The sequence below is a fragment of the Anabaena sp. FACHB-595 genome, assembly GCF_048568275.1.
Classification (GTDB): Bacteria; Cyanobacteriota; Cyanobacteriia; order Cyanobacteriales; family Nostocaceae; genus Trichormus.
In genome coordinates, this window is the sequence record NZ_CP183473.1 from 4,606,611 (window position 1) to 4,627,310 (window position 20,700).

The following is a 20,700-nucleotide window of genomic DNA, read 5'->3' on the forward strand; positions in this document are numbered from 1 at the left end:
TATCTATTGGTGTCCTAACACTACTGGCGACAGCTATATATGAGCAGTATTTAAGTTATATTTTTAATAAGTAAAAACTCGGTAGATAGCCAACAAATCTGCCGAGTTTTGTTATTGGTCAGTTGACAGTTAACAGTTGACAGTTAACTGTCATCAGTCATCAGTCATCACCTCCCCACTCCCCAATCTCTCCATCACCAAACAATATGAACACAACCACTACTCCACCACACAAAATTATCGGTGTTGCTGTCATTTGGAACGACCAGCAGCAAATATTAATTGACCGCCGTCGTCCAGGGGGGGTGATGGGGGGTTTGTGGGAATTTCCTGGCGGGAAAATCGAACCAGGGGAGACCGTGGAAGAGTGTATTCAACGAGAGATTTATGAAGAGCTAGGGATATTTATTGAAGTGGGTGAATGTCTCATAACTATTGATCACACTTATACTCACTTGCGTGTTACTTTGACAGTGCATCATTGTCGCTTACTGAAAGGTATTCCTCAGCCTCTAGAATGTGACGAAGTTCGCTGGGTAACTGTAGATGAGCTAGAAGACTTTACATTTCCTGAGGCGAATAGTGAAATTATTGCTGCATTGAAGGGAGTGGGGGAGATGAGGACTGTTGACGGTTGACAGTCATCAGTCAACCGTCAACCGTCAACCGTCAACTGTTAACTGTTAACTGTCCAATACCGTAACAATCTATTAACCAAATTCAGTAGAGTACCTGAATTTTCTACAATAATCGCAGAGACTTTGGAAAAGAGTGTCAGTAAACCAATGCCTAAAACCGTTGCCGATGTAATGAGTCACAACCCAGTTGTTGTCAAGCCAGAAACGCCGCTACAAGAAGCTATTAAGATTCTGGCAGAACGACGCATCAGTGGTTTACCTGTTGTGGATAATGACGGTAAATTGTTGGGCATTATCTCAGAGACTGATTTGATGTGGCAAGAAACTGGTGTGACTCCTCCTGCGTACATCATGTTTTTAGATAGTGTCATCTATTTACAGAATCCTGCTGTTTATGAACGCGATTTGCATAAGGCTTTAGGACAGACTGTGGGCGAAGTGATGAGTAAAAATCCTGTTACCGTTTCCCCTGAAAAGTCTGTGAAACAAGCTGCTCAATTGATGCACGATCGCAACGTTCACCGTCTACCCGTATTAGATGATGCGGGTCAAGTGATTGGTATCCTCACCCGTGGTGATATTATCCGAGCAATGGCTACTAGTTAGTCAACAGTCAACAGTTTTTTACTTTGGACTATTGACTATAGACTAATGAGTTTTTTAAAACCCTTTGTAAATTAGGATAATTAAATGAGTATTACTCCTGAGTCTGTAAGAGAAGCACTCAGTTCAGAACATTTGGGCGATCGCCTACGTGCGGTAAATCACATCCGGGAATTAGATAAAGCGATCGCTTTTGAATTAGTACAAATTGCTATTACTGATGGTAATTCCCGTGTTAGGTACTCAGCAGTAAGTCAGTTTGATACCCTTGGCACTCAGGATTTAGATTTATCGTTAGATATATTGCGGGGTTTATTAAGTGATCCGGAAGCTGATGTACAAGCAGCCGCCGCAGATTGTTTAGGTGCGTTGAAATTACACGCTGCTTTTGAAGACCTACAACAGCTTTATCACAACACTCCTGAATGGTTGGTGCAATTTAGCATTATTGCTGCATTGGGAGAATTGGGAGATCCGCGATCGTTTGAACTACTCAAAGAAGCACTATCTTCAGAGGTGGAATTAGTCCAAACTGCTGCTATTAGTTCTCTGGGTGAGTTGGGAGATTTGCAAGCAGTCCCTCTGTTAGTTCCCTACGCCAGCAGTTCCGATTGGCAAATTCGTTATCGAGTCACACAAGCCTTAGCTCGTTTGGGTGGTGCAGAAGCTAAATCTATTTTAGAGACTTTGGTTAATGATGAAGTAGAGGCGATCGCTCTGGAAGCTCAACAATCTTTGCAATCAGTTTAATGGGCGATTAGCCCTAGACCATTTTTTAGTCAGGATAAAGTGTAGACATCAGCCGCTTGTAGCCTCATCTTCAACATCCCTGTTAAGGTGACCTGAGAACAACCCCTCTCCATAGCGCGGAGCGCTTCTCGTAGAGTACCTCTCCCCGTGTCGGATACTGTTGGGGTTAGGTTCCGTCAAACTCACCTTCTGTTAGTGACAAAGGAGAATAAAACCTCCATTTTTCCCTATCCCACCTCTAGGATAAGGAGGCCGGAAGGTGAGGAGAGATCAGGGTTCTTAATTGATTACGTAAGCCCTAGACAGAAAAAACCTTTGAAAATCACAGGTTTTTTATTTATTTCAGAAAAATATTACTCCAGAAGGCATTAAAACCTAGATTATCCGCGTTTGGTGTTATTATATCCCTGAAATATTTTTTAATATTTCTCTTGAATATCGAAAGAAAAGACTTGGATGGTTTATCCAAGTCTTTTTTGCTGCTAACTAAGTTCCCGTCTACTACTACTCGGCTAAGGTTTCCCTATGTTACAAACAGCTAAAACTTCACGCAGAAAAAGCTACTTCTCCGTAATAAGTAATTATTCTTTACTTAAAAATATTTATTTTAACTTAATTACATATTTATTCTTAAATTCAGTGTTTGTACTGTAATTTTACATTGGGTAAATGCACCCTAGCTAAACACGAATATTTGAAAGCAACATTAAGTTGCACTCTATCTAAATATTGGTTGGGATTGAACTTTTAAATTATTCATCAGGGTGTGTTTTACCAAATTGTCTTGACTAGCAAATAAATAACAAATCAAAAAGTTTTTACAACATATCAATTCAATGAAATGTAAGGATGCAATGCTTTGTGTCCCTACGGAAACTCATGGCGACATTTTTTGAACCAGGTATAATCAGGCATAGCTTATGACTCTTGATAATGCAGGTAACACATTAACTACTGCTAAAAAACTCTCTGTATCCTCTAATATCCAGACTTTTGCAGACCGAGTGGATTCGACAGATCCTAATGATTTTTATAGTTTCAGTCTGTCCGCTCGTAGTAGTCTTAATATTGCTGTTGATGGGTTGAGTGCTAATGCAGATTTGCAGTTAATTAGAGATACTAACAGCAATGGTTTAGTTGATAGCGGCGAAGTTATCAGTGGTTCTAACAAAACTGGCCGCAGCAGTGAATCAATTCGCAGGACACTAGATGCCGGTAATTATTTCATCAGAGTCTATTCCAATACTGGCGATACTAACTACAATCTCAAGGTATTTGAAAATTTCGCCCCAACTGCACTAGAGTTTAAGCTGAATGACAGCAGCCTCAAAGCAACAGATACACTCAGCATTAATAGCGGTTGGGTATCAGATAGCAACGGTGTCAGCGATCTTTCCAAGGTAGATTTCCGTATACAAAGAGCAAACGGAAGTTGGATAGATGTAGCTGATGCTACTAAATTTACTGTCGATCCTAACAATACAAATAAAGCAAGTTTCAGCCACAATTTGTCTCTCAACAGCTTGAATTTAGCGGCTGGTGCTTATACTCTCCAAGGTATAGCTTATGACAAGACTGGTGCTACTAGTAATACAGTACGGTTAGGCCTGACAATTGAGAATCCTGAACTCACGTTAACTAATGCGAAAAAAATAACTTTATCTGCAAAGACCCAGACTTTTGCAGATAGGGTGGATTCAACAAATATCAACGATTTCTACAGTTTCAGTTTGTCTGCTCGTGGTAACTTGAATCTCGTTGTCGATGGTTTGAGTGCCAATGCAGATGTACAGATTATTAGAGACTCCAACAGCAATGGTTTGTTTGATGGTGGTGAAGTTGTTACTGGTGCTTACAAAACTGGAAGCGGTAGTGAATCCATTCGCAGAACTCTAGATGCTGGAAATTATTTCATTAGAGTCTATTCACAAAGTGGCAATACTAATTACAATCTCAAGGTATTTGAGAATTTTGCCCCAACTGCACTAGATTTTAAGCTGAATAACACCAGCCTCAAACCAACAGACACCCTCAGTATCAATAGTGCTTGGGTATCGGATAGCAACGGTGCGAGTGACCTTTCCAAAGTAGATTTCCGCATTCAAAGAGCAGACGGAAGTTGGATAAATGTAGCTGATACTACTAAATTTACTCCTGATTCTAGCAATGCAAATAAGGCAAGTTTCAGCTACAGTTTGTCTTTAAGCAGTTTGAATCTGGCAGTTGGTACTTATACTCTCCAAGGAATAGCTTACGACAAGACCGGTGCTGCTAGTAATACAGTCAACCAGACATTTACAGTAACGACCACACCAACCACAACAACACCAATCACCACAACACCAACGACTGTTCAAGATTGGTTCAGCCAAAATCTTCTCGACCAACAACTCATTACATTAACCCGCAACTTAGCATCTGACGGTAACTTAAGCCGCCAGGATATGCTGGATATCTTCAGAAATGTTCAAGATGATTCTAAGGTTGATGCTAATGAAGTAAAAGACCTCAGAACATTGGTGGGTGCTAGCACTCGTTTTAGTATGCAAGACCCTGTGAAGTGGCTATCCACACAGGTTGCTAATGGTGCGTTTGTAGATATGGCGGCTAGTAATTTTGAATCTAGTTTAGTTGGTCGCTGGTTCTTAGGTACAATAGCACCAACACCCGTCTTTAATGGTAAGACTCTCACCTACACCACAGTTACAGGTAATCTTTTCGGTAGCGCTAGCGAAGCGCGAATTGGTGATATTGACCAAGGAGGGCTAGGTGATTGTGCATTTTTAGCTGCTTTAGGTGCAACTTTTGGTCGTCAGTTTAATGATGCAGGTAACACTTCTAGTTCTGTAATTAACAGTATGATTACAGATAATGGTGACAATACATACACCATGCGCTTTTATCAGAATGGTGTAGCAGAATATGTTACTGTTGACCGTCGTATTGCTACCAGCATATCTGCTAAAAGAAATGATGGTGTTATTTGGGTTGCTTTAGTTGAAAAAGCTTATGCCCAATGGCGGGAATGGAGAGAAAATACTCCTGGTTATAACCTCATTGGTAATGGCGATACCCTTAATCGCCCACTTGGATTTATTACAGGCCAAGCAAGCACATATGTAAGCTCTAGTAGCACTAATCTTTACTCTGCTATTGAGACTGCTTTAGCGAACGGTAGAGCTGTAGCCACAGCAAGAATAAGTAGTACTGATAGTCTAGCCATAGGTGGTCATGCCTATTCTGTAACAAATGTTTACACAAATAGTAGCGGTGAAAAAAGATTTGTAGTGCGTAACCCCTGGGGTGTTGATGGGCGAAGCGTGCGCGGAGCTAATGACGGATTTATTGACGTATCCTTAGACGAGTTCAAACAGTCTTTTAATTATGGGGTTAGTATTGTTTCTGCATAACTAGGCTAACCAATCGCGATTTTGATAACTAGCGGACTCTGTTCTGTAAAAGCTATCCAAAATTACTAAGGTCTAGACAAAACCGGACAATAGGGGTTGTAGTGTTTATTTCCTAACTGACAGTAATCTTAAGACAACTCTTGAGAGGTTTCTTTACTCCAAGTCTGACACGCTAGAACTTATCTCCTCTTCTCGTTTAGGAATCAAAATTCCATCAAACCATTGATAGATATTTTTAAGCTGCGTTTAAGTTTTGATCCTCAGTGTAACGATGCACAGGAAAAGACATAGACGCAGTTTTTTCATGATATCTTGTGACCTAGCGCATTGTGCAAATTCCCCGACTTGGCGTGAGTCGCTTTATGATTTATTAAATTTTATTTACTCGAATAATTAAAGTTTAGATAAAGATTACTTGATTTAATTAAATCGATACTTACAAAAATCTTTGAATGCTTTAAAGTGGAAATTACTTAACACAATGTTTATTTTTGTACTCAAATACTTGAACTTTAGGTAAAGATTACCTGATTTAGTTAAGTAAATACTTGCAAAATTAATTGAATCCTGTAACCTAGAAGTTACACACAAGCTGGAATGCTTTTAAAAGCATTTTAACTACACTAATTTTGGCTTAACTCTTAGTCAGTACATACATAAACATATCTGTACTGAGTTTTACTTTTTGATTGCTGTTTCTGGCGATTAGTGATTCTCTGATTGAATCCTTAAGTTTCAGACGAAAATTTTCCCTCTTACTACTCAGAGGGCGCAAATTTTCAAAAAAACTTTTCTCATTCAACATAACCAAATTCAAGAGCTACCTGATTATGATACTGAACAGGCAAATGAAATCTTTCGCTATTGGAGCTACGGCAGCCGTTATGGCTGGTATCAGTATGCTCTCTGCTTCTGCTCAAGCTGCGGTTCTAAGCGGTAGAGTATCTCTCAGCGATTTACTTGCTGGTAATTCCTATGTGTTAGGTGACAAACTATTTGATAATTTCCGTGATTTCGTTCGCATCGCAACAGGTGGGGCGGTTGCTCCCACTGCGGCTGAAATATTTGTCACGGGAGCTATCAACGGAAGTTCATATGATCTTCTTTTTGAAAGCGACAGATGGAATGTAACCGCAGGTCAATTTATTGATACTGGTTTTCGATATGACGTTACTGTCACTGACCCAGCACAAGCCATCACTAGTGCTGGTGTATCCATCAAAGATGCGTATACTGTCACTGGTACTGGCAGAGTCGTTGTAACCGATACTATTAGGCTACTTGATCCATTTGTTGCTGGTAGTGAGAATATACTGGTTCGCTCAGTTTCCGGACGTGACTCTGAGCAAGTAGCTTTATTACCTCCTCAAACTAAAATATCTGTTGCTAAGGATATTGCTATTGTAGGAGGTACAGGCACTGCAAATCTTGGACGGGTGACTCAATCTGTTATTCAGAGAACTCCTGAATCCGGAAATCTTCTGGGGCTTTTTGCTGTCAGTGGTATAGGGGTGGCCGTAGTGGGGAAAAAGCTCAAGTTAAAAACTACTATTCTGAATTAAACAGTAGAAAGTAGCGTTATTACGTTGAGTTTTCCATTGGGATACGTATAAAAATAACGTAATGATTGGTGAACATTCTTCCTTTGAAATTAGGAAAAGCAAATTTTTACCGAAATATCCCCCCGTGTACACAACCAAAACCAAAAGTAGCCGAATTATGAAATTCAACAGTCAAATTAAATCCCTAACATTGGGAGCAACTGCAACAGTTATTACCGCTCTCGGTATGCTTTCCGGATCTGTTCAAGCTGCGATTTTAAGTGGGACAGTCTCTCTGGCTGATTTATTCGTTGCAGGTAATATTTATAGAATAGGTGACAAAGATTTCACCAACTTCCGGGATTTTCTCAGTAACTCAACTGGTGGTGCTGATACTATTAGTATTGGTGACATTTTCGTCACAGGAGTGCAAGATGATCCATTAAATTACAGACTAATTTTTCAGTCTGGCTTGTTGGATGTTGTAGGAAACCAGACGATCAGCGCCAGTTTTGCGTATGATGTTACAGCGACTAATCCTACCTTGCAAATTGCTGGTGCTGGCATAGAACTCACTGGTGCTGCCGCACGTCCTCCTGGAAGTATAGTAGTTACAGATACATTTACTCTTCCCGATAGTACAACTCGGACTGCAAGTGATACGATTGGTACTCCCAACCTGAACCCTACTTCGGTAGCTTTTGGTGTGCCAGGTCTTACTACTCTATCAGTTCGTAAGGATCTTGTGTTGAGTGGGAATGGCACATCTGGAGAAGCAAGTATCTCATTTTTAGATCAAACTGTCTTTCAAAGTATTCGTCAACAACAAGTTCCTGAATCTGGTTCTGTCTTGGGTGTTCTTGCTCTAGGCGGTGTAGGCTTGACACTAGCAGGTAAAAAACTAAAGTCAAGAGCTACCAATGTCGGCTAAACACTGGTAACTGTCTTGAGCCTTAATTGCTGGGTATCTTAAAAGTAGATAATAAAGTCTACCCATCAATATTTTATATCCTAGCCAAAATTGCTCAAAATCACTACTGAAAAGTCCTGAATTGAACTCAGGACTTTTTTGTTATTTATTGTTTGTGTTTCAAAGTACAAAGAAAAAAGAAAAATATTAATGTGAAAATGTAAAATTTAGACGCACGTCAGATAAAGTCCTAAATTTACTTAAAAGTACTTTGGTGTAGAAAAACTTAAGTTTTTTAAAAAAGCCAGAGTTCTGAATTTTTATTGTTCTGAACTGTAATGGTTTTAAAATACCATCAATTAAGTGATTAATCAGGATATGTGCAAAAAACTATTGTGAATGAAGCAAATTCTTCCCTTGAAATAAGGAAGAGACAGTTTTCATCATAAAATTTCCTGGCGTACATAACTAAAATCAAAAGTAGCCGAATTATGAAATTCAACAGTCAAATCAAATCCATGACATTGGGCGCGACTGCAACAGTTATTACTAGTCTCGGTATGCTTTCCGGATCTGTTCAAGCTGCGATTTTAAGTGGGACAGTCTCTCTGGCTGATTTATTCGTTGCAGGTAATATTTATAGAATAGGTGACAAAGATTTCACTAACTTCCGGAATTTTCTCAGTAACTCAACTGGTGGTGCTGATACTATTAGTATTGGTGACATTTTCGTCACAGGAGTGCAAGATGATCCATTAAGTTACAGACTAATTTTTCAGTCTGGCTTGTTGGATGTTGTAGGAAACCAGACGATCAGCGCCAGCTTTGCGTATGATGTTACAGCGACTAATCCTACCTTGCAAATTGCTGGTGCTGGCATAGAACTCACTGGTGCTGCCGCACGTCCTCCTGGAAGTATAGTAGTTACAGATACATTTACTCTTCCCGATAGTACAACTCGGACTGCAAGTGATACGATTGGTACTCCCAACCTGAACCCTACTTCGGTAGCTTTTGGTGTGCCAGGTCTTACTACTCTATCAGTTCGTAAGGATCTTGTGTTGAGTGGGAATGACACATCTGGAGAAGCAAGTATCTCATTTTTAGATCAAACCACTTTCTACGGTTTATGTGGCAGTGGATGTATATCGATTCCCGAACCGAGTCAAGTTCCGGGGCTTGTTACTTTGGGCGGTTTGGGACTGATGGTAATAGGGAAAAAGCTGAAATTAAAAATTACCAATGTGAATGAAATAAAATAATTTGTAATTAAAAGATCTTGATTTTCAGACATACCCTAAGAACCAAATACTTATGGTCAGATTGTAAATAAGAAATCTGCAAGTGTAGCGATCGCCAACAGTCCTTAAATTAAATTCCCTACAGGCGATCGCTCTCTTTGTTCACCCTCAGCCAGAATTTCTTGATAAATCACTGACTCGCGCATTATTCCCTCTCCGAATGCGTATCTAACCACGAGAATAAATCAGCCAAGTTAGTAAAATCTAACAGCGCTTCGCCCAGATTTTCTAATTGTTCTAGGGAGAGAGTTTCTAGGCGATCGCCCATATCTTGGGGTAATTCTCCTACTCGTCGTGTTAATAGTCGGAGAACGAGCGATCGCTCCCGTTGTTCACCTATTTGTTCACCTCGTTGTTCACCCTCAGCCAAAATTTCCTGATAAATCACTGACTCGCGCATCATTCCCTCCCGGAATAGTTGTTTAATCAATTCTTTTCTATATTTTAACCCTGCTAATATTTGAGTATAAGCCGATATTTCTGAGCGTTGTGTAGGTTCTAGTTGATTAACTTGTTCGACAACTTGTTGTAGTAAAACTTGTGGCTGATTTGTTGCTGTAAGTGGTGCTAAAGGTAACAAAGCCGAGTCATTGAGAAATAATTCTGGATTTTCCTCCCACATCCGAATTACTCTGTATTCATGACGTGTATTTTCTACTGAAAAAACAGTTTCAATCACTGTCCCTGGTGCGGGAGGAAGCAATAAAACCACAACTTGAGTGATTGGTAAACGATACAATCGATATAGCCTCACCCAATAATCCAACATCCGCAGAGGTAGTGGTGGGTTAGATTCGAGTTTGGTTTGAAATTCAAGATGGAGGATACGTCCTTCTAATTGTAAGAAGGTAACGTAATCAGCGCGTATTGGTTCAATGCTTAATTCGGTTTTGAGGACTTTGACAGTTGTTTGAGGTGTTCCGAGAACCCAACTAGCAAAGTTTTCGGGATATTTTTCTGATAACAGCTTGCAGAGATTATCAAATGACATTGATGATAATTTTAGCTACCAAATACTTGTGGCCAAGTTGTAAATAAGAATACTGCAACTGTAGCGATCGCCAAAACTCCTTGAATTAAATTTCCTACCAACGTACCGACAACAATACCAATACCAGCCTTCACAGCCAACCAAAATTCCCTTCGGTAAATATACTCACCCACAATCGCCCCTAACAACGGCCCAAATAAAATCCCCAACAATGGGCCGCCAAAAGGCAAAGCTGGTAATAATCCGAAAAATCCCAAAACCAAACCCACAAATGCGCCAATTTGACCCCACTTGCTAGCACCTGCTTGTTTTGCACCCAAGTATCCAGCTAGAAAATCAACTCCAATACTTAAAATTAAGACAATAATTGTCACAATCAAGGGAATTTTAATCGCTGCAAAGGAACTACTAACAATTCCCCAAATGATAATGGCAATTAAAATTAAACTGGTTCCAGGGATAGCAGGAACTACTGCACCAACAACACCTACCAGCATTAAGGCAATGAGTAGCCAATAAAGAATTTGCATGATTGATATTTTTGTAAAATTTTATATAGATTTGAGGGTTACAGCTAATTTATCAGCAATTCCTGCTATCCAATTTTCATCTTGTTTGGTGTAACTTCTAGGAGCATTTGCCCCTAAAATTAATACCCCTTCATTACCAATTGGTTGACAAATTACGCCTTGGGTATTTTCTGGTAAATAATCAAATTCAATTCGTCCTGGGTAGACATATAAAGCTACTAAATAAACAGGCTGTTGTTTTTCCAAAACTCGTTTAACGATCGCGCCTGGTGTAACTTCTGCCTTTGGTGCCAGAATACCGCGACGTAACAAAACCTTACCTTGATAGTAAACCACCAGCGATCGCGTTACTGTGTTAGTCAACAATAAATGAGATGCCCAGGCTAGTTCTGTTTTCACGGCTTCTGGTAAATCTGCTGCTAAAGCAAAACCTTCTTCGCCAATGAGTTCTACAGAATCAGGCGATCGCGGCTGTACCTGCTGCCAAATTAAACCCGTTAAAATTAGCACAGCACTCAAAATCACTCCCAGCACATCACCACGGGCTTGAGAGTTTGTCAATTCTGGTGTCAATAAACGGTTAATTAGCAAAAGTATAGCGCCTAACCCACCTACTACTAAGGGTAAGCGCCGCAAAACTCGATTGGGATCAGGTTTGGTCATTAGTCGTTAGTCCATAGTCAACAGTCAACAGTTAACAGTCAACAGTTAACACTTGTTCCTCTATTCTTCTCCTGGCTCAATTATGCGTTGAAACAAATAACCAGTACCCCTTGCTGTGAGAATTAATTCTGGGTTGCTGGGGTCATCTTCTAATTTTGCCCGTAAGCGGGAGATATGCACATCCACCACGCGGGTATCTACATGGCGTTCGGGAGTATAACCCCAGACTTCTTGTAAAATTTCCGAACGGGAAAAAGCTTCTCCAGAACGGCTGACTAGCAACTCTAGTAAACTGAATTCCATACCTGTCAAGCGGATACGCTCATCGCCTTTGTAAACTTGGCGCTTGTTGGTATCAATTTTGATATTGCCAACGTGAATCACTCCAGAACTGGGAATACCAGAGGCACCAGTTTTATCTACCCGTCGTAATACTGAGCGAATTCTTGCTTCTAGTTCTTTGGGTGAAAATGGTTTAACTACGTAGTCATCAGCACCTAACTCTAGACCAGTGATGCGATCGGCAACGTCCCCTAAGGCTGTTAGCATAATTATGGGGACATCCGATTCTTTACGTAGTTCTTGACAAACACCGTAACCATCTAGTTTTGGCATCATTACATCCAAAACCACTAAATCGGGGTCAGATTTGCGGAATGTGTCTAAAGCTTCTTCGCCATCCCCTGCTGTGACTACATCGTAGCCAATCATTGAAAGGCGCGTTTCTAAAATTCGGCGAATGCTAGCTTCGTCGTCTACTACCAGGATTTTTTCTTTATGACTTTCCAAGTTTTTCAATGCTCCTTAACTAAACTTTTCATGATTAATTTTTAATACCATAATATTAAGATATCATTCCTTCAAATGATTTGGAAAATGCTCTAACTCTTGCTATTAATCGGATTTTCAATTTGAGCAATACTTAAGGAAAAATTAAGATATTTCATATTAGTTAACATTTAATAATGGCAAAGCCCAAAACTTTTTACATTTGTAACGAATGTGGAGCAGAATCTCCCCAATGGTTTGGTAAGTGTCCAGCTTGTGGTACTTACAATTCCTTAGAAGAACAGATTACCATTCAATCTTCCGTAGATGTACCTAAGGGGGGAGTTAGTGGTTGGCACGCTTCTCAGAATAATGGCAAAGCACCTGTTAAGCCGCCAAAAGCACGAGCTTCTTTAACATTTGACCAAATTACCGATCGCCAAATTGCACGTTGGGAGTCTGGCTATGGGGAACTGGATCGGGTACTTGGTGGTGGTGTGGTTCCGGGTTCGATGGTGTTGATTGGTGGCGATCCTGGTATCGGTAAATCTACTTTATTACTACAAGTTTCAAATCAATTGGCGCAGAGATATCGGATTCTCTATGTAACTGGCGAAGAATCTGGGCAACAGGTAAAGTTAAGAGCTTCTCGCTTAGGTGTGGCAAAATGCCTAAGTGTTGTAGGAGATGATCAGCAAGAAGAGTCAGAACAGACGTCTCCAGTATCAATAGCTGAAAGTGTAGGTGCAGATTTATATGTTCTTCCAGAGACAGATTTAGAAGAAATATTACGAGAGGTGGATTCTCTCAAGCCCAATGTGGCAGTGATTGATAGTATTCAAACCGTGTTTTTTCCCGCCCTGACCTCTGCGCCTGGTTCAGTCGCCCAAGTCAGGGAATGTACAGCCGCCTTAATGAAAGTGGCAAAACACGAAGACATCACCATGTTAATTGTCGGACACGTCACCAAAGAAGGTGCGATCGCCGGGCCAAAAGTTTTAGAACACCTAGTAGATACAGTACTCTATTTTGAAGGCGATCGCTTTGCTTCTCATCGGTTATTACGTACAGTTAAAAACCGCTTCGGTGCAACTCACGAAATCGGTATCTTTGAAATGGTGGCGAATGGATTGCGAGAAGTACCTAATCCCAGTGAGCTATTTCTAGGTAATCGTGATGATCCTGCTCCTGGTACAGCCATTGTTGTGGCTTGTGAAGGTACACGCCCTATTGTCGTAGAATTACAAGCCTTAGTCAGTCCCACCAGCTACCCCTCTCCCCGCCGTGCAGGTACAGGTATAGACTATAACCGATTAGTCCAAATTCTCGCTGTGTTAGAAAAACGCGTGGGAATCCCCATGTCCAAATTAGATTCTTACGTCGCTTCGGCTGGAGGATTAAACGTAGAAGAACCAGCCGTAGATTTAGGGATAGCCATTGCTATCGTTGCCAGTTTCCGCGATCGCATTGTTGATCCCGGTACAGTCTTGATTGGGGAAGTCGGCTTGGGTGGACAAGTGCGATCGGTTTCCCAGATGGAACTCCGATTAAAAGAAGCAGCTAAACTGGGATTCAAGAAAGCGATCGTTCCTAAAGGTCAAAAATTTCCCGACTTTGACATAGAAATTATCCCAGTTGCCAAAGTCATAGATGCAATTATTGCCGCCATCCCTCACCAAGAACTAACAGAAGAGGACTTCAACCCAGATGAGGATGAATAAGTAACAGGGGACAGGTGACAAAATTTCCTTTACACCCTTACTTCATTAGCAGCGCAACTACGAGCAGCAGGTATTGAACCACAAGAGTAGACTTTTGACTATGACTACTTTCTCTAACTACGTCCCCCAATCTGACCCGCCGCGTCCTCCGTGGGAAACCCTACCAACAATGTATGATTTACCTAGCGACAACCCAGAGGAGCCAGGCTTGCCAGACGATTTCCATTTTTTACAGCCCTTACTTTTATACTTAACCTTTCAACCAATTAACTGGAATCCCGAATTAGTTTACAGTGCGGCTGACCTGAATCTTTATTACGATCTTGATCATCCACTATGGTACAAACGCCCTGATTGGTTTGGCGTTGTGGGAGTACAAAAACTCTACAAAGGTGAAGATTTGCGTTTAAGTTATGTCACTTGGCAAGAACCCGCAAATCCCTTTGTCGTCGTGGAATTATTATCCCCAGGTACAGAAGATGAAGATTTAGGCATTACTCAAAAGCCAACAGCTAAACCTCCTAGCAAATGGGAAGTTTACGAGCGAATTTTGCGAATCCCTTACTATATTGTGTTTAGTCGCTACACCAATGAACTGAGAGCTTTTCAGTTAGTAGGTGGTCATTATGAAGCGATAAATTTAACTGAGGGACGTATACTCATGCCAGAGTTGGGTTTAAGTTTGGGTGTATGGCAAGGAGCGTTTCGAGATATTAACAGGTTGTGGCTACGTTGGTTCACCTTAACAGGGGAATTAATTTCTGAGCCGACAGAAGAAGTTGTTGCAGCTACGGAACGAGCAATGATTGCTGAACAGGAAGTTGAAAAGGCAAAAAGAAAAGCAGAACAACTAGCAGAACGTCTGCGACAACTAGGAGTGAATCCTGATGAGCTAGTGTAAACTATGCTTTTCAGATAAACCTGTAGATAGAATTGCGATCGCCTAAAACTTGTCACAATATATTGCGATCGCAATTTTGGGACAATAAATACTATGGGTTTTGGTATTGGTGATTTATTCTGGATTTTTCTCCTCCTTTCTTCTCTACAACCCCTCTGGCAAAAACGCCAAGTAGAATATCGCCGCATCCGGGCTTTACAAGAGTTTCAACAAGAACGTAAAAGCCGGGTAATTTTACTCATACACCGTCAAGAGTCCATCAGTTTGTTGGGTATTCCCATCTCACGCTACATCACTATCGAAGACTCAGAACAAATACTTAGGGCAATTCGCCTCACACCCCCAGATGTACCCATAGACCTGATTCTACACACACCAGGGGGTTTAGTCTTAGCTACCGAACAAATAGCCAGAGCTTTAATTCGTCACTCTGCCAAAGTTACCGTATTTGTACCCCACTATGCCATGAGCGGCGGTACCATGCTTGCCCTCGCCGCCGATGAAATCGTCATGGATGCCAATGCTGTCTTAGGTCCAGTTGATCCCCAACTGGGTAATTTCCCCGCCGCCAGCATTCTTAAAGTTGTCAAAGATAAACCAATCGGGGAGATTGATGACCAGACTTTAATCATGGCAGACCTAGCTGGCAAAGCTATTCAGCAAGTACAACGCTTCGTGCGAACTCTGCTCAAAGATAATATACCCAAACAAAAAGTTAACCCTGAAAATATCGAATCTATCATCGAAGCCTTGACCACTGGGCGAGTAACCCATGACTACCCCATCACCGTCGAAGAAGCTACAGAAATGGGGCTGCCCATAACTGTAGGACTGCCCCGTTCTATCTACGAACTAATGGATTTATATCCCCAATCCCAAGGAGGAAGACCCAGCGTTCAGTATATTCCTATGCCTTATGATGATCGCCGTCCAATCTTACCTATACCAAAAGGTAGACCCCTCGAAGAACCAAATCAAAAGAACTGAGGTTTGGGTATAGGGGGTTTTTAGCGTTATTTAAGGTGTAGTTGTCGGCGATGCTGTTGGTGAGGGTGATTCCGTTGGCGAGGGTGATGCCTCCGGTTTAGCTGTTGGCGATTCCGTTGGTGAGGGTGATACTGTTGGTGTAGTTGCCGGCGATTTCGTTGGCGCAGGTGATGTTGTAGGTTTAGATGTTGGCGATGCTGCTGGTTTAGCTGTCGGTGATGCTGTAGGTTTGGCTGTCGGTGATGGCGACGGCTTCACCGTTGGTTGAGTACTCGGTTTACTGATGACTTTTTTGGCTTCTTCGTCCAACTTTTGACGAAGAGCTAAATTAGCAATACCAGTTGCTTCTAGCTGATGTTTTTTCTGAAATTCTTTAATAGCTGCTTCAGTTTTGGGGCCGTAAAATTGATCACGAGGTAAAGGGGGATTTGTTTTTAGGACTGCATTTAAGTTTGCTTGCAAGATTTGAACGATATTTGCAGCAAAGTCTTGGGTTTTTGGCCCTGCAATCCCATCAACTGGGGTAAGCTTGTAACCTTTTTGAAATTCACTGATAGCTTTTTTAGTTTCTGCGTCGCTGAGAGGCGTGTTTGTCACCTTGACGTTATAGCCTAAACCTCGTAAAACTGTACGAAATTCCTGTGGCGTATAATTACGCTGACGATCTGCAAAAGTTGTATTTGAAATTACAAAACTAGCACTAATTACACAAGCTGTAGCAATTACTGCACTTGATTTTCCAAACCCACACCACATATTTAAAACTCCTTTGAGTTAAACCAAAAAATTGATAGACGTAAACAAGAGGACAATTTTACTTTGCTTTACAGTATTTGTCTAAGTTGTTCATAATTTTTGACGAATGATAACGCTTTTTAGTCTTAATCTAACTAACATATAATAGAAAGTTTTTCCTCAGCCACAGGAAATATCTTAGTTGGATTATTATGCAATGTATAAGAATTAAAAATGGTTTAGCTATAGGAAGTTGTATAATCTAAAACTAAAAATGGCTAATCGAAAATTACCGAAAAAGCAGAATTTATACTTTGAAAGATTGATGGCAACTATTGCCACATTAAACTTATTCTTAGTTTTATTTGATTTGAGCTATGTGCCGTGGCGGGATTTTTACTTACGGAAAGTACCAGAAATAACTAAAATTTATGACCCCATTAAGGGTATTGAACAGCACAGAGAAACGCAAAATTATTTAAATAAAATCAACCTTTTAAAAGCAGAGGTAAGTCAAACAGGTATTACATCACCAGCAGTAAAAACTCAATTACAAGAGATCAGTCGTCTTAGCAACGAGATGATTGAAGGTAACCCATTTGCCGCCGCAGGTAAAAGTGGGACTTTAGAAAGAATCAAAAAGCGAATGCGCGATCGCATCGGTAATGATTCAGCCAAACAATCATTTGCTACCTTTTGGAGCCAGCCATACCTATCTCAAAAAGGCTGGTTACAAGAAATTACCTTTTTTAACCAGAAAATCAGTCCTTTAATTGCTACAAATTATTACCGCCAAATCGGGGAAAACAACGAATTCATTAATTATTTTTGGCTGATAGATTTGCCATTTGTTTGCTTATTTGGCTTAGAGTTACTAGGACGCGTAATTTATATCAGAGGTAGGCATCCAGGGTTCAGCTGGTTAAATGCTATTTTGTGGCGATGGTATGATTTATTCCTATTAATTCCCTTCTGGCGCTGGTTGCGGATAATACCTGTAGCGATTCGCCTAGATCATGCCCATTTAATAAACCTACAACCCATAAATAAACAAATTCACCAAGTAGTTGTCGCTAATTTTGCTGAAGAACTCACAGAAATTGTCATCATTCGCGTCATTAACCAGATTCAGGGATCAATTCAAAAGGGTGAAATTACACGCTGGTTGCTGCAAAACGACAAATTGCGTCCCTACATAGACATTAACGATATCAATGAAGTGGAAGCGATCGCTGGTCTTTTAGTTCAAACTATCGTTGATCAAGTCTTGCCAAAAATCCAACCAGAACTCATTGCCTTATTACAGCACAGTATCAACAGCGCCTTTCACCAAGTCCCCATCTACAAGAACCTACAAGCCTTACCCGGAGTTGGACAAGCTCAAAGCCAACTCAGCGAACAACTAGCCACCCAAATTACCACAAATCTCTACAACGTCCTAGCCAGTGCTATCAAAGATCCCGTCGGTGCAAAACTCTCCAGCCAACTTGCCAATAGCTTTACCCAAGCCTTAGGCAACGAAATACAGCAAAAGCACGTACTCTCCGAAATCCAAAGTTTACTAGTTGACTTCCTAGAAGAAGTCAAACTCAACTACGTCCAGCGTTTATCCCAAGAAGACATCGACCAAATTATCGAACAAACTAGACAAATCAAATCAATTCCCAATTCGATGCTGAGGAGTAGAGAGTAGAGGAAACAACCAATCACCACTGACTAAATGAGTATTGACTAATAAAGAAATGCGCTACACTCATGTTAGCGGCGAACCATCATCGGTTCGTCACAAGACTTCTTGGAAGATATACCTATCGCAGGAAGTGGGTTAATGCCCACTTTTTTTATTGTATTTGCACATGACTCATCCTTTAGTTCCACCAATTACAGATTTGGCAATACCAGTGGCAGAACAACTGGGATTGGAAGTCGTTGGCATCGTTTTTCACACCAACCAACGACCACCAGTATTGCGGATAGATATCCGTAATCCTCAACAGGATACTGGTCTGGATGATTGTGAGCGCATGAGCCGTGCTTTAGAAGCTGCCTTAGATGCAACGGAAATCATTCCAGATGCCTATGTCTTGGAAGTGTCGAGTCCTGGTATTTCGCGGCAACTGGTAACTGATCGGGAATTTATCTCTTTTAAAGGGTTTCCTGTAATTGTTTCCACTTCCCCACCCCACGAAGAACAACAAGAGTGGATTGGTCAGTTGATTCGCCGGGACGAGACAAAAGTTTACATAAATCAAAAAGGTCGCGTCATTGAAATTCCTCGCCCCCTAATTACTAGGGTGTTGCTATATGACGGCGAATAGACGACGGACTAGAGATTAGGGACTGGGGACTGGGGACTGGAAGGAGGTAAGGAAGGATAATTTTCCTCCGACTCCCTTGTTACCCTATCTTTTTATTTTCCCTATGCCCAGTACTCAATACCCAATCCCCAGTCCCGAATATATAAAGGAGATTGCTTATGTCAATGGTTAGTTTACCAGGATTAAAAGATTTAATAGAAAGTATTAGTCGTGAGCGGAATTTGCCCCGATTAGCGGTTCAGGCTGCTATTAGAGAAGCATTACTTAAGGGTTATGAACGTTATCGTCGCGCTCAAAACATCGAGCGCAAACAGTTTGATGAAGATTATTTTGATAACTTTGAAGTCGAGCTAGATATTGATGAGGAAGGATTTCGCGTTCTTTCCACAAAATCCATTGTTGAAGAAGTTAATAATTCTGACCATCAAATTTCCTTAGATGAAGTGCAGCAAGTAGCTCCCGAAGCCCAATTGGGGGACTCAGTGGTACTAGATGTCACTCCAGACCAAGGTGAATTTGGGCGCATGGCTGCCATGCAAACCAAGCAAGTACTGGCACAAAAACTACGAGATCAACAGCGCCAGATGGTGCAAGAAGAGTTCCAAGACTTAGAAGGCACAGTTCTCCAGGCCAGAGTTTTGCGATTTGAGCGCCAATCAGTAATTCTGGCAGTTAGCAGCACCTTTGGACAACCAGAAGTAGAAGCCGAATTACCCAAGCGCGAACAATTGCCCAATGACAATTATCGGGCAAATGCCACATTTAAGGTTTATCTCAAAAAAGTTTCTCAAGGTCAGCAACGAGGGCCACAGTTATTAGTATCCCGTGCTGATGCAGGTTTAGTAGTTTATCTATTTGCCAACGAAGTACCAGAAATTGAAGACGAAGTGGTACGGATAGTTGCCGTAGCCAGGGAGGCAAACCCCCCTTCCCGCTATGTAGGCCCAAGGACTAAAATAGCAGTAGATACCCTTGATCGTGATGTAGATCCCGTAGGAGCTTGTATTGGTGCTAGGGGATCACGCATTCAGGTAGTAGTCAACGAATTACGCGGCGAAAAAATTGACGTGATTCGCTGGTCTCCAGACCCGGCAACATATATTGCGAATGCCCTCAGCCCGGCGCGAGTCGATGAAGTGCGCCTCATGGACCCAGAAACTCGACAAACTCACGTATTAGTCGCGGAAGACCAACTGAGTTTGGCTATTGGCAAAGAAGGGCAAAACGTGCGATTAGCTGCCCGATTGACTGGCTGGAAAATAGATATTAAAGATAAAGCCAAGTATGACCAAGTAGCCGAAGATGCTAAATTTGTGGCGGCGCGTGCAAAATATCAACTAGAGGAAGATGACATCGAATCAGACGAGCTAGACTATGAAGAAAATCAACAAGGAGAATTAGAAGACGAATCTTTTGACCCCAACTATGAAGAGTAATTTCTTAGCCTTAAGGATTTCTGGTAAGATAGACATTAGTATTAGTCTTAATTATTACTAAAAATCAGGCAACATAAAAATCAATCAGAGTTGGCAAGTCTAACTTGGTTGTCACCATCAATAGTTCTGTTAAAGTTACAGAAGACAGATGCAACCCAACTACCGACGTTGTATTAGTTGCCGTAAAGTAGGACTAAAACAAGACTTTTGGCGGATTGTCCGTGTCTTTCCTTCGGGAAAGGTACAATTGAATGAGGGCATGGGGCGTTCAGCCTATATTTGTCCGCAGATGAGTTGCCTACAAGTGGCTCAGAAAAAAAATCGATTAGGGCGATCGCTACAAGCATCGGTGCCAGACACACTGTACCAAACATTGTGGCAAAATCTAGCCCAAAACGATCCCCAAAATCAAAATTAGGCTACAAAACATTCATGGTGGTAATCCTCAGGGGAATAGTGGTGACAGCCAAAACATTTGAGCTATGACCACACCCTCT

The 20,700-nt window shown here is 41.3% G+C and carries 19 protein-coding genes; 14 read left to right on the top strand and 5 right to left on the bottom strand.

Annotation, left to right across the window (positions count from 1 at the left end):
* Positions 1-206 precede the first annotated feature (206 nt).
* The 7 genes from mutT to ACN222_RS19105 all read left to right on the top strand — a co-directional run bounded on the left by mutT (position 207) and on the right by ACN222_RS19105 (position 9,114).
* Positions 207-638 carry an 8-oxo-dGTP diphosphatase MutT gene (gene mutT, locus ACN222_RS19075; RefSeq protein ID WP_044521944.1) on the top strand — a complete coding sequence of 144 codons (432 nt, stop codon included), beginning with the start codon at positions 207-209 and terminating at the stop codon, positions 636-638.
* Positions 639-785: 147 nt separating this feature from the next.
* Complete coding sequence (locus tag ACN222_RS19080) at positions 786-1,244, top strand: CBS domain-containing protein (RefSeq protein ID WP_010997954.1); 459 nt, start codon at positions 786-788, stop codon at positions 1,242-1,244.
* A gap of 84 nt (positions 1,245-1,328) precedes the next feature.
* Positions 1,329-1,991 carry a phycobilisome degradation protein NblB gene (gene nblB, locus ACN222_RS19085; RefSeq protein ID WP_010997955.1) on the top strand — a complete coding sequence of 221 codons (663 nt, stop codon included), beginning with the start codon at positions 1,329-1,331 and terminating at the stop codon, positions 1,989-1,991.
* Positions 1,992-2,911: 920 nt separating this feature from the next.
* Entirely contained in the window at positions 2,912-5,401 is a 2,490-nt protein-coding gene (locus ACN222_RS19090) for a pre-peptidase C-terminal domain-containing protein (RefSeq protein WP_010997956.1), read from the top strand.
* Between the two features lie 848 nt (positions 5,402-6,249).
* The gene (locus ACN222_RS19095) at positions 6,250-6,963 is read left to right on the top strand and encodes a hypothetical protein (RefSeq protein ID WP_044521948.1); all 714 of its coding nucleotides are present in this window, start codon (positions 6,250-6,252) and stop codon (positions 6,961-6,963) included.
* Between the two features lie 157 nt (positions 6,964-7,120).
* Positions 7,121-7,873, top strand: coding sequence for a hypothetical protein (locus tag ACN222_RS19100; protein WP_149028800.1), 753 nt, complete (start codon positions 7,121-7,123; stop codon positions 7,871-7,873).
* 470 nt (positions 7,874-8,343) lie between these two features.
* Positions 8,344-9,114 carry a hypothetical protein gene (locus ACN222_RS19105; RefSeq protein ID WP_010997959.1) on the top strand — a complete coding sequence of 257 codons (771 nt, stop codon included), beginning with the start codon at positions 8,344-8,346 and terminating at the stop codon, positions 9,112-9,114.
* 184 nt (positions 9,115-9,298) lie between these two features.
* On the opposite strand, the gene ACN222_RS19110 is transcribed toward ACN222_RS19105, so the two are convergent.
* From ACN222_RS19110 to rpaB, 4 genes are read right to left on the bottom strand one after another with little or no spacing between them, the layout of a single operon-like run.
* Entirely contained in the window at positions 9,299-10,144 is an 846-nt protein-coding gene (locus ACN222_RS19110; protein ID WP_010997960.1) for a DUF4351 domain-containing protein, read from the bottom strand.
* An 11-nt stretch (positions 10,145-10,155) separates the two neighbouring features.
* Positions 10,156-10,674 carry a DUF456 domain-containing protein gene (locus ACN222_RS19115; RefSeq protein ID WP_010997961.1) on the bottom strand — a complete coding sequence of 173 codons (519 nt, stop codon included), beginning with the start codon at positions 10,672-10,674 and terminating at the stop codon, positions 10,156-10,158.
* Between the two features lie 21 nt (positions 10,675-10,695).
* The gene (locus ACN222_RS19120) at positions 10,696-11,337 is read right to left on the bottom strand and encodes a cofactor assembly of complex C subunit B (RefSeq protein WP_010997962.1); all 642 of its coding nucleotides are present in this window, start codon (positions 11,335-11,337) and stop codon (positions 10,696-10,698) included.
* Positions 11,338-11,397: 60 nt separating this feature from the next.
* The gene (gene rpaB, locus ACN222_RS19125; RefSeq protein ID WP_010997963.1) at positions 11,398-12,126 is read right to left on the bottom strand and encodes a response regulator transcription factor RpaB; all 729 of its coding nucleotides are present in this window, start codon (positions 12,124-12,126) and stop codon (positions 11,398-11,400) included.
* A 176-nt stretch (positions 12,127-12,302) separates the two neighbouring features.
* On the opposite strand from rpaB, the gene radA reads away from it, so the two are divergent.
* The 3 genes from radA to ACN222_RS19140 all read left to right on the top strand — a co-directional run bounded on the left by radA (position 12,303) and on the right by ACN222_RS19140 (position 15,714).
* Positions 12,303-13,826 carry a DNA repair protein RadA gene (gene radA / locus ACN222_RS19130; RefSeq protein ID WP_010997964.1) on the top strand — a complete coding sequence of 508 codons (1,524 nt, stop codon included), beginning with the start codon at positions 12,303-12,305 and terminating at the stop codon, positions 13,824-13,826.
* A 100-nt stretch (positions 13,827-13,926) separates the two neighbouring features.
* Entirely contained in the window at positions 13,927-14,727 is an 801-nt protein-coding gene (locus ACN222_RS19135; RefSeq protein WP_010997965.1) for a Uma2 family endonuclease, read from the top strand.
* A 93-nt stretch (positions 14,728-14,820) separates the two neighbouring features.
* A complete protein-coding gene (locus tag ACN222_RS19140; RefSeq protein ID WP_010997966.1) occupies positions 14,821-15,714 on the top strand; it encodes an SDH family Clp fold serine proteinase in 894 nt (297 codons plus the stop codon).
* A 30-nt stretch (positions 15,715-15,744) separates the two neighbouring features.
* Here the strand turns inward: ACN222_RS19140 and ACN222_RS19145 are convergent, their stop codons facing one another.
* Complete coding sequence (locus tag ACN222_RS19145; protein ID WP_010997967.1) at positions 15,745-16,470, bottom strand: peptidoglycan-binding protein; 726 nt, start codon at positions 16,468-16,470, stop codon at positions 15,745-15,747.
* 253 nt (positions 16,471-16,723) lie between these two features.
* Here ACN222_RS19145 and ACN222_RS19150 point away from each other — a divergent pair, with 253 nt between their 5' ends.
* From ACN222_RS19150 to ACN222_RS19165, 4 genes are all read left to right on the top strand, one after another.
* The gene (locus ACN222_RS19150) at positions 16,724-18,142 is read left to right on the top strand and encodes a hypothetical protein (RefSeq protein WP_010997968.1); all 1,419 of its coding nucleotides are present in this window, start codon (positions 16,724-16,726) and stop codon (positions 18,140-18,142) included.
* A gap of 163 nt (positions 18,143-18,305) precedes the next feature.
* Positions 18,306-18,767: a ribosome maturation factor RimP gene (gene rimP / locus ACN222_RS19155; protein WP_010997969.1), complete on the top strand. Its 462-nt coding sequence runs from the start codon at positions 18,306-18,308 to the stop codon at positions 18,765-18,767.
* 158 nt (positions 18,768-18,925) lie between these two features.
* Positions 18,926-20,203, top strand: coding sequence for a transcription termination factor NusA (nusA, locus tag ACN222_RS19160; RefSeq protein WP_010997970.1), 1,278 nt, complete (start codon positions 18,926-18,928; stop codon positions 20,201-20,203).
* A 148-nt stretch (positions 20,204-20,351) separates the two neighbouring features.
* Positions 20,352-20,621 carry a YlxR family protein gene (locus ACN222_RS19165; protein ID WP_010997971.1) on the top strand — a complete coding sequence of 90 codons (270 nt, stop codon included), beginning with the start codon at positions 20,352-20,354 and terminating at the stop codon, positions 20,619-20,621.
* The last annotated feature ends 79 nt before the right edge of the window (positions 20,622-20,700 follow it).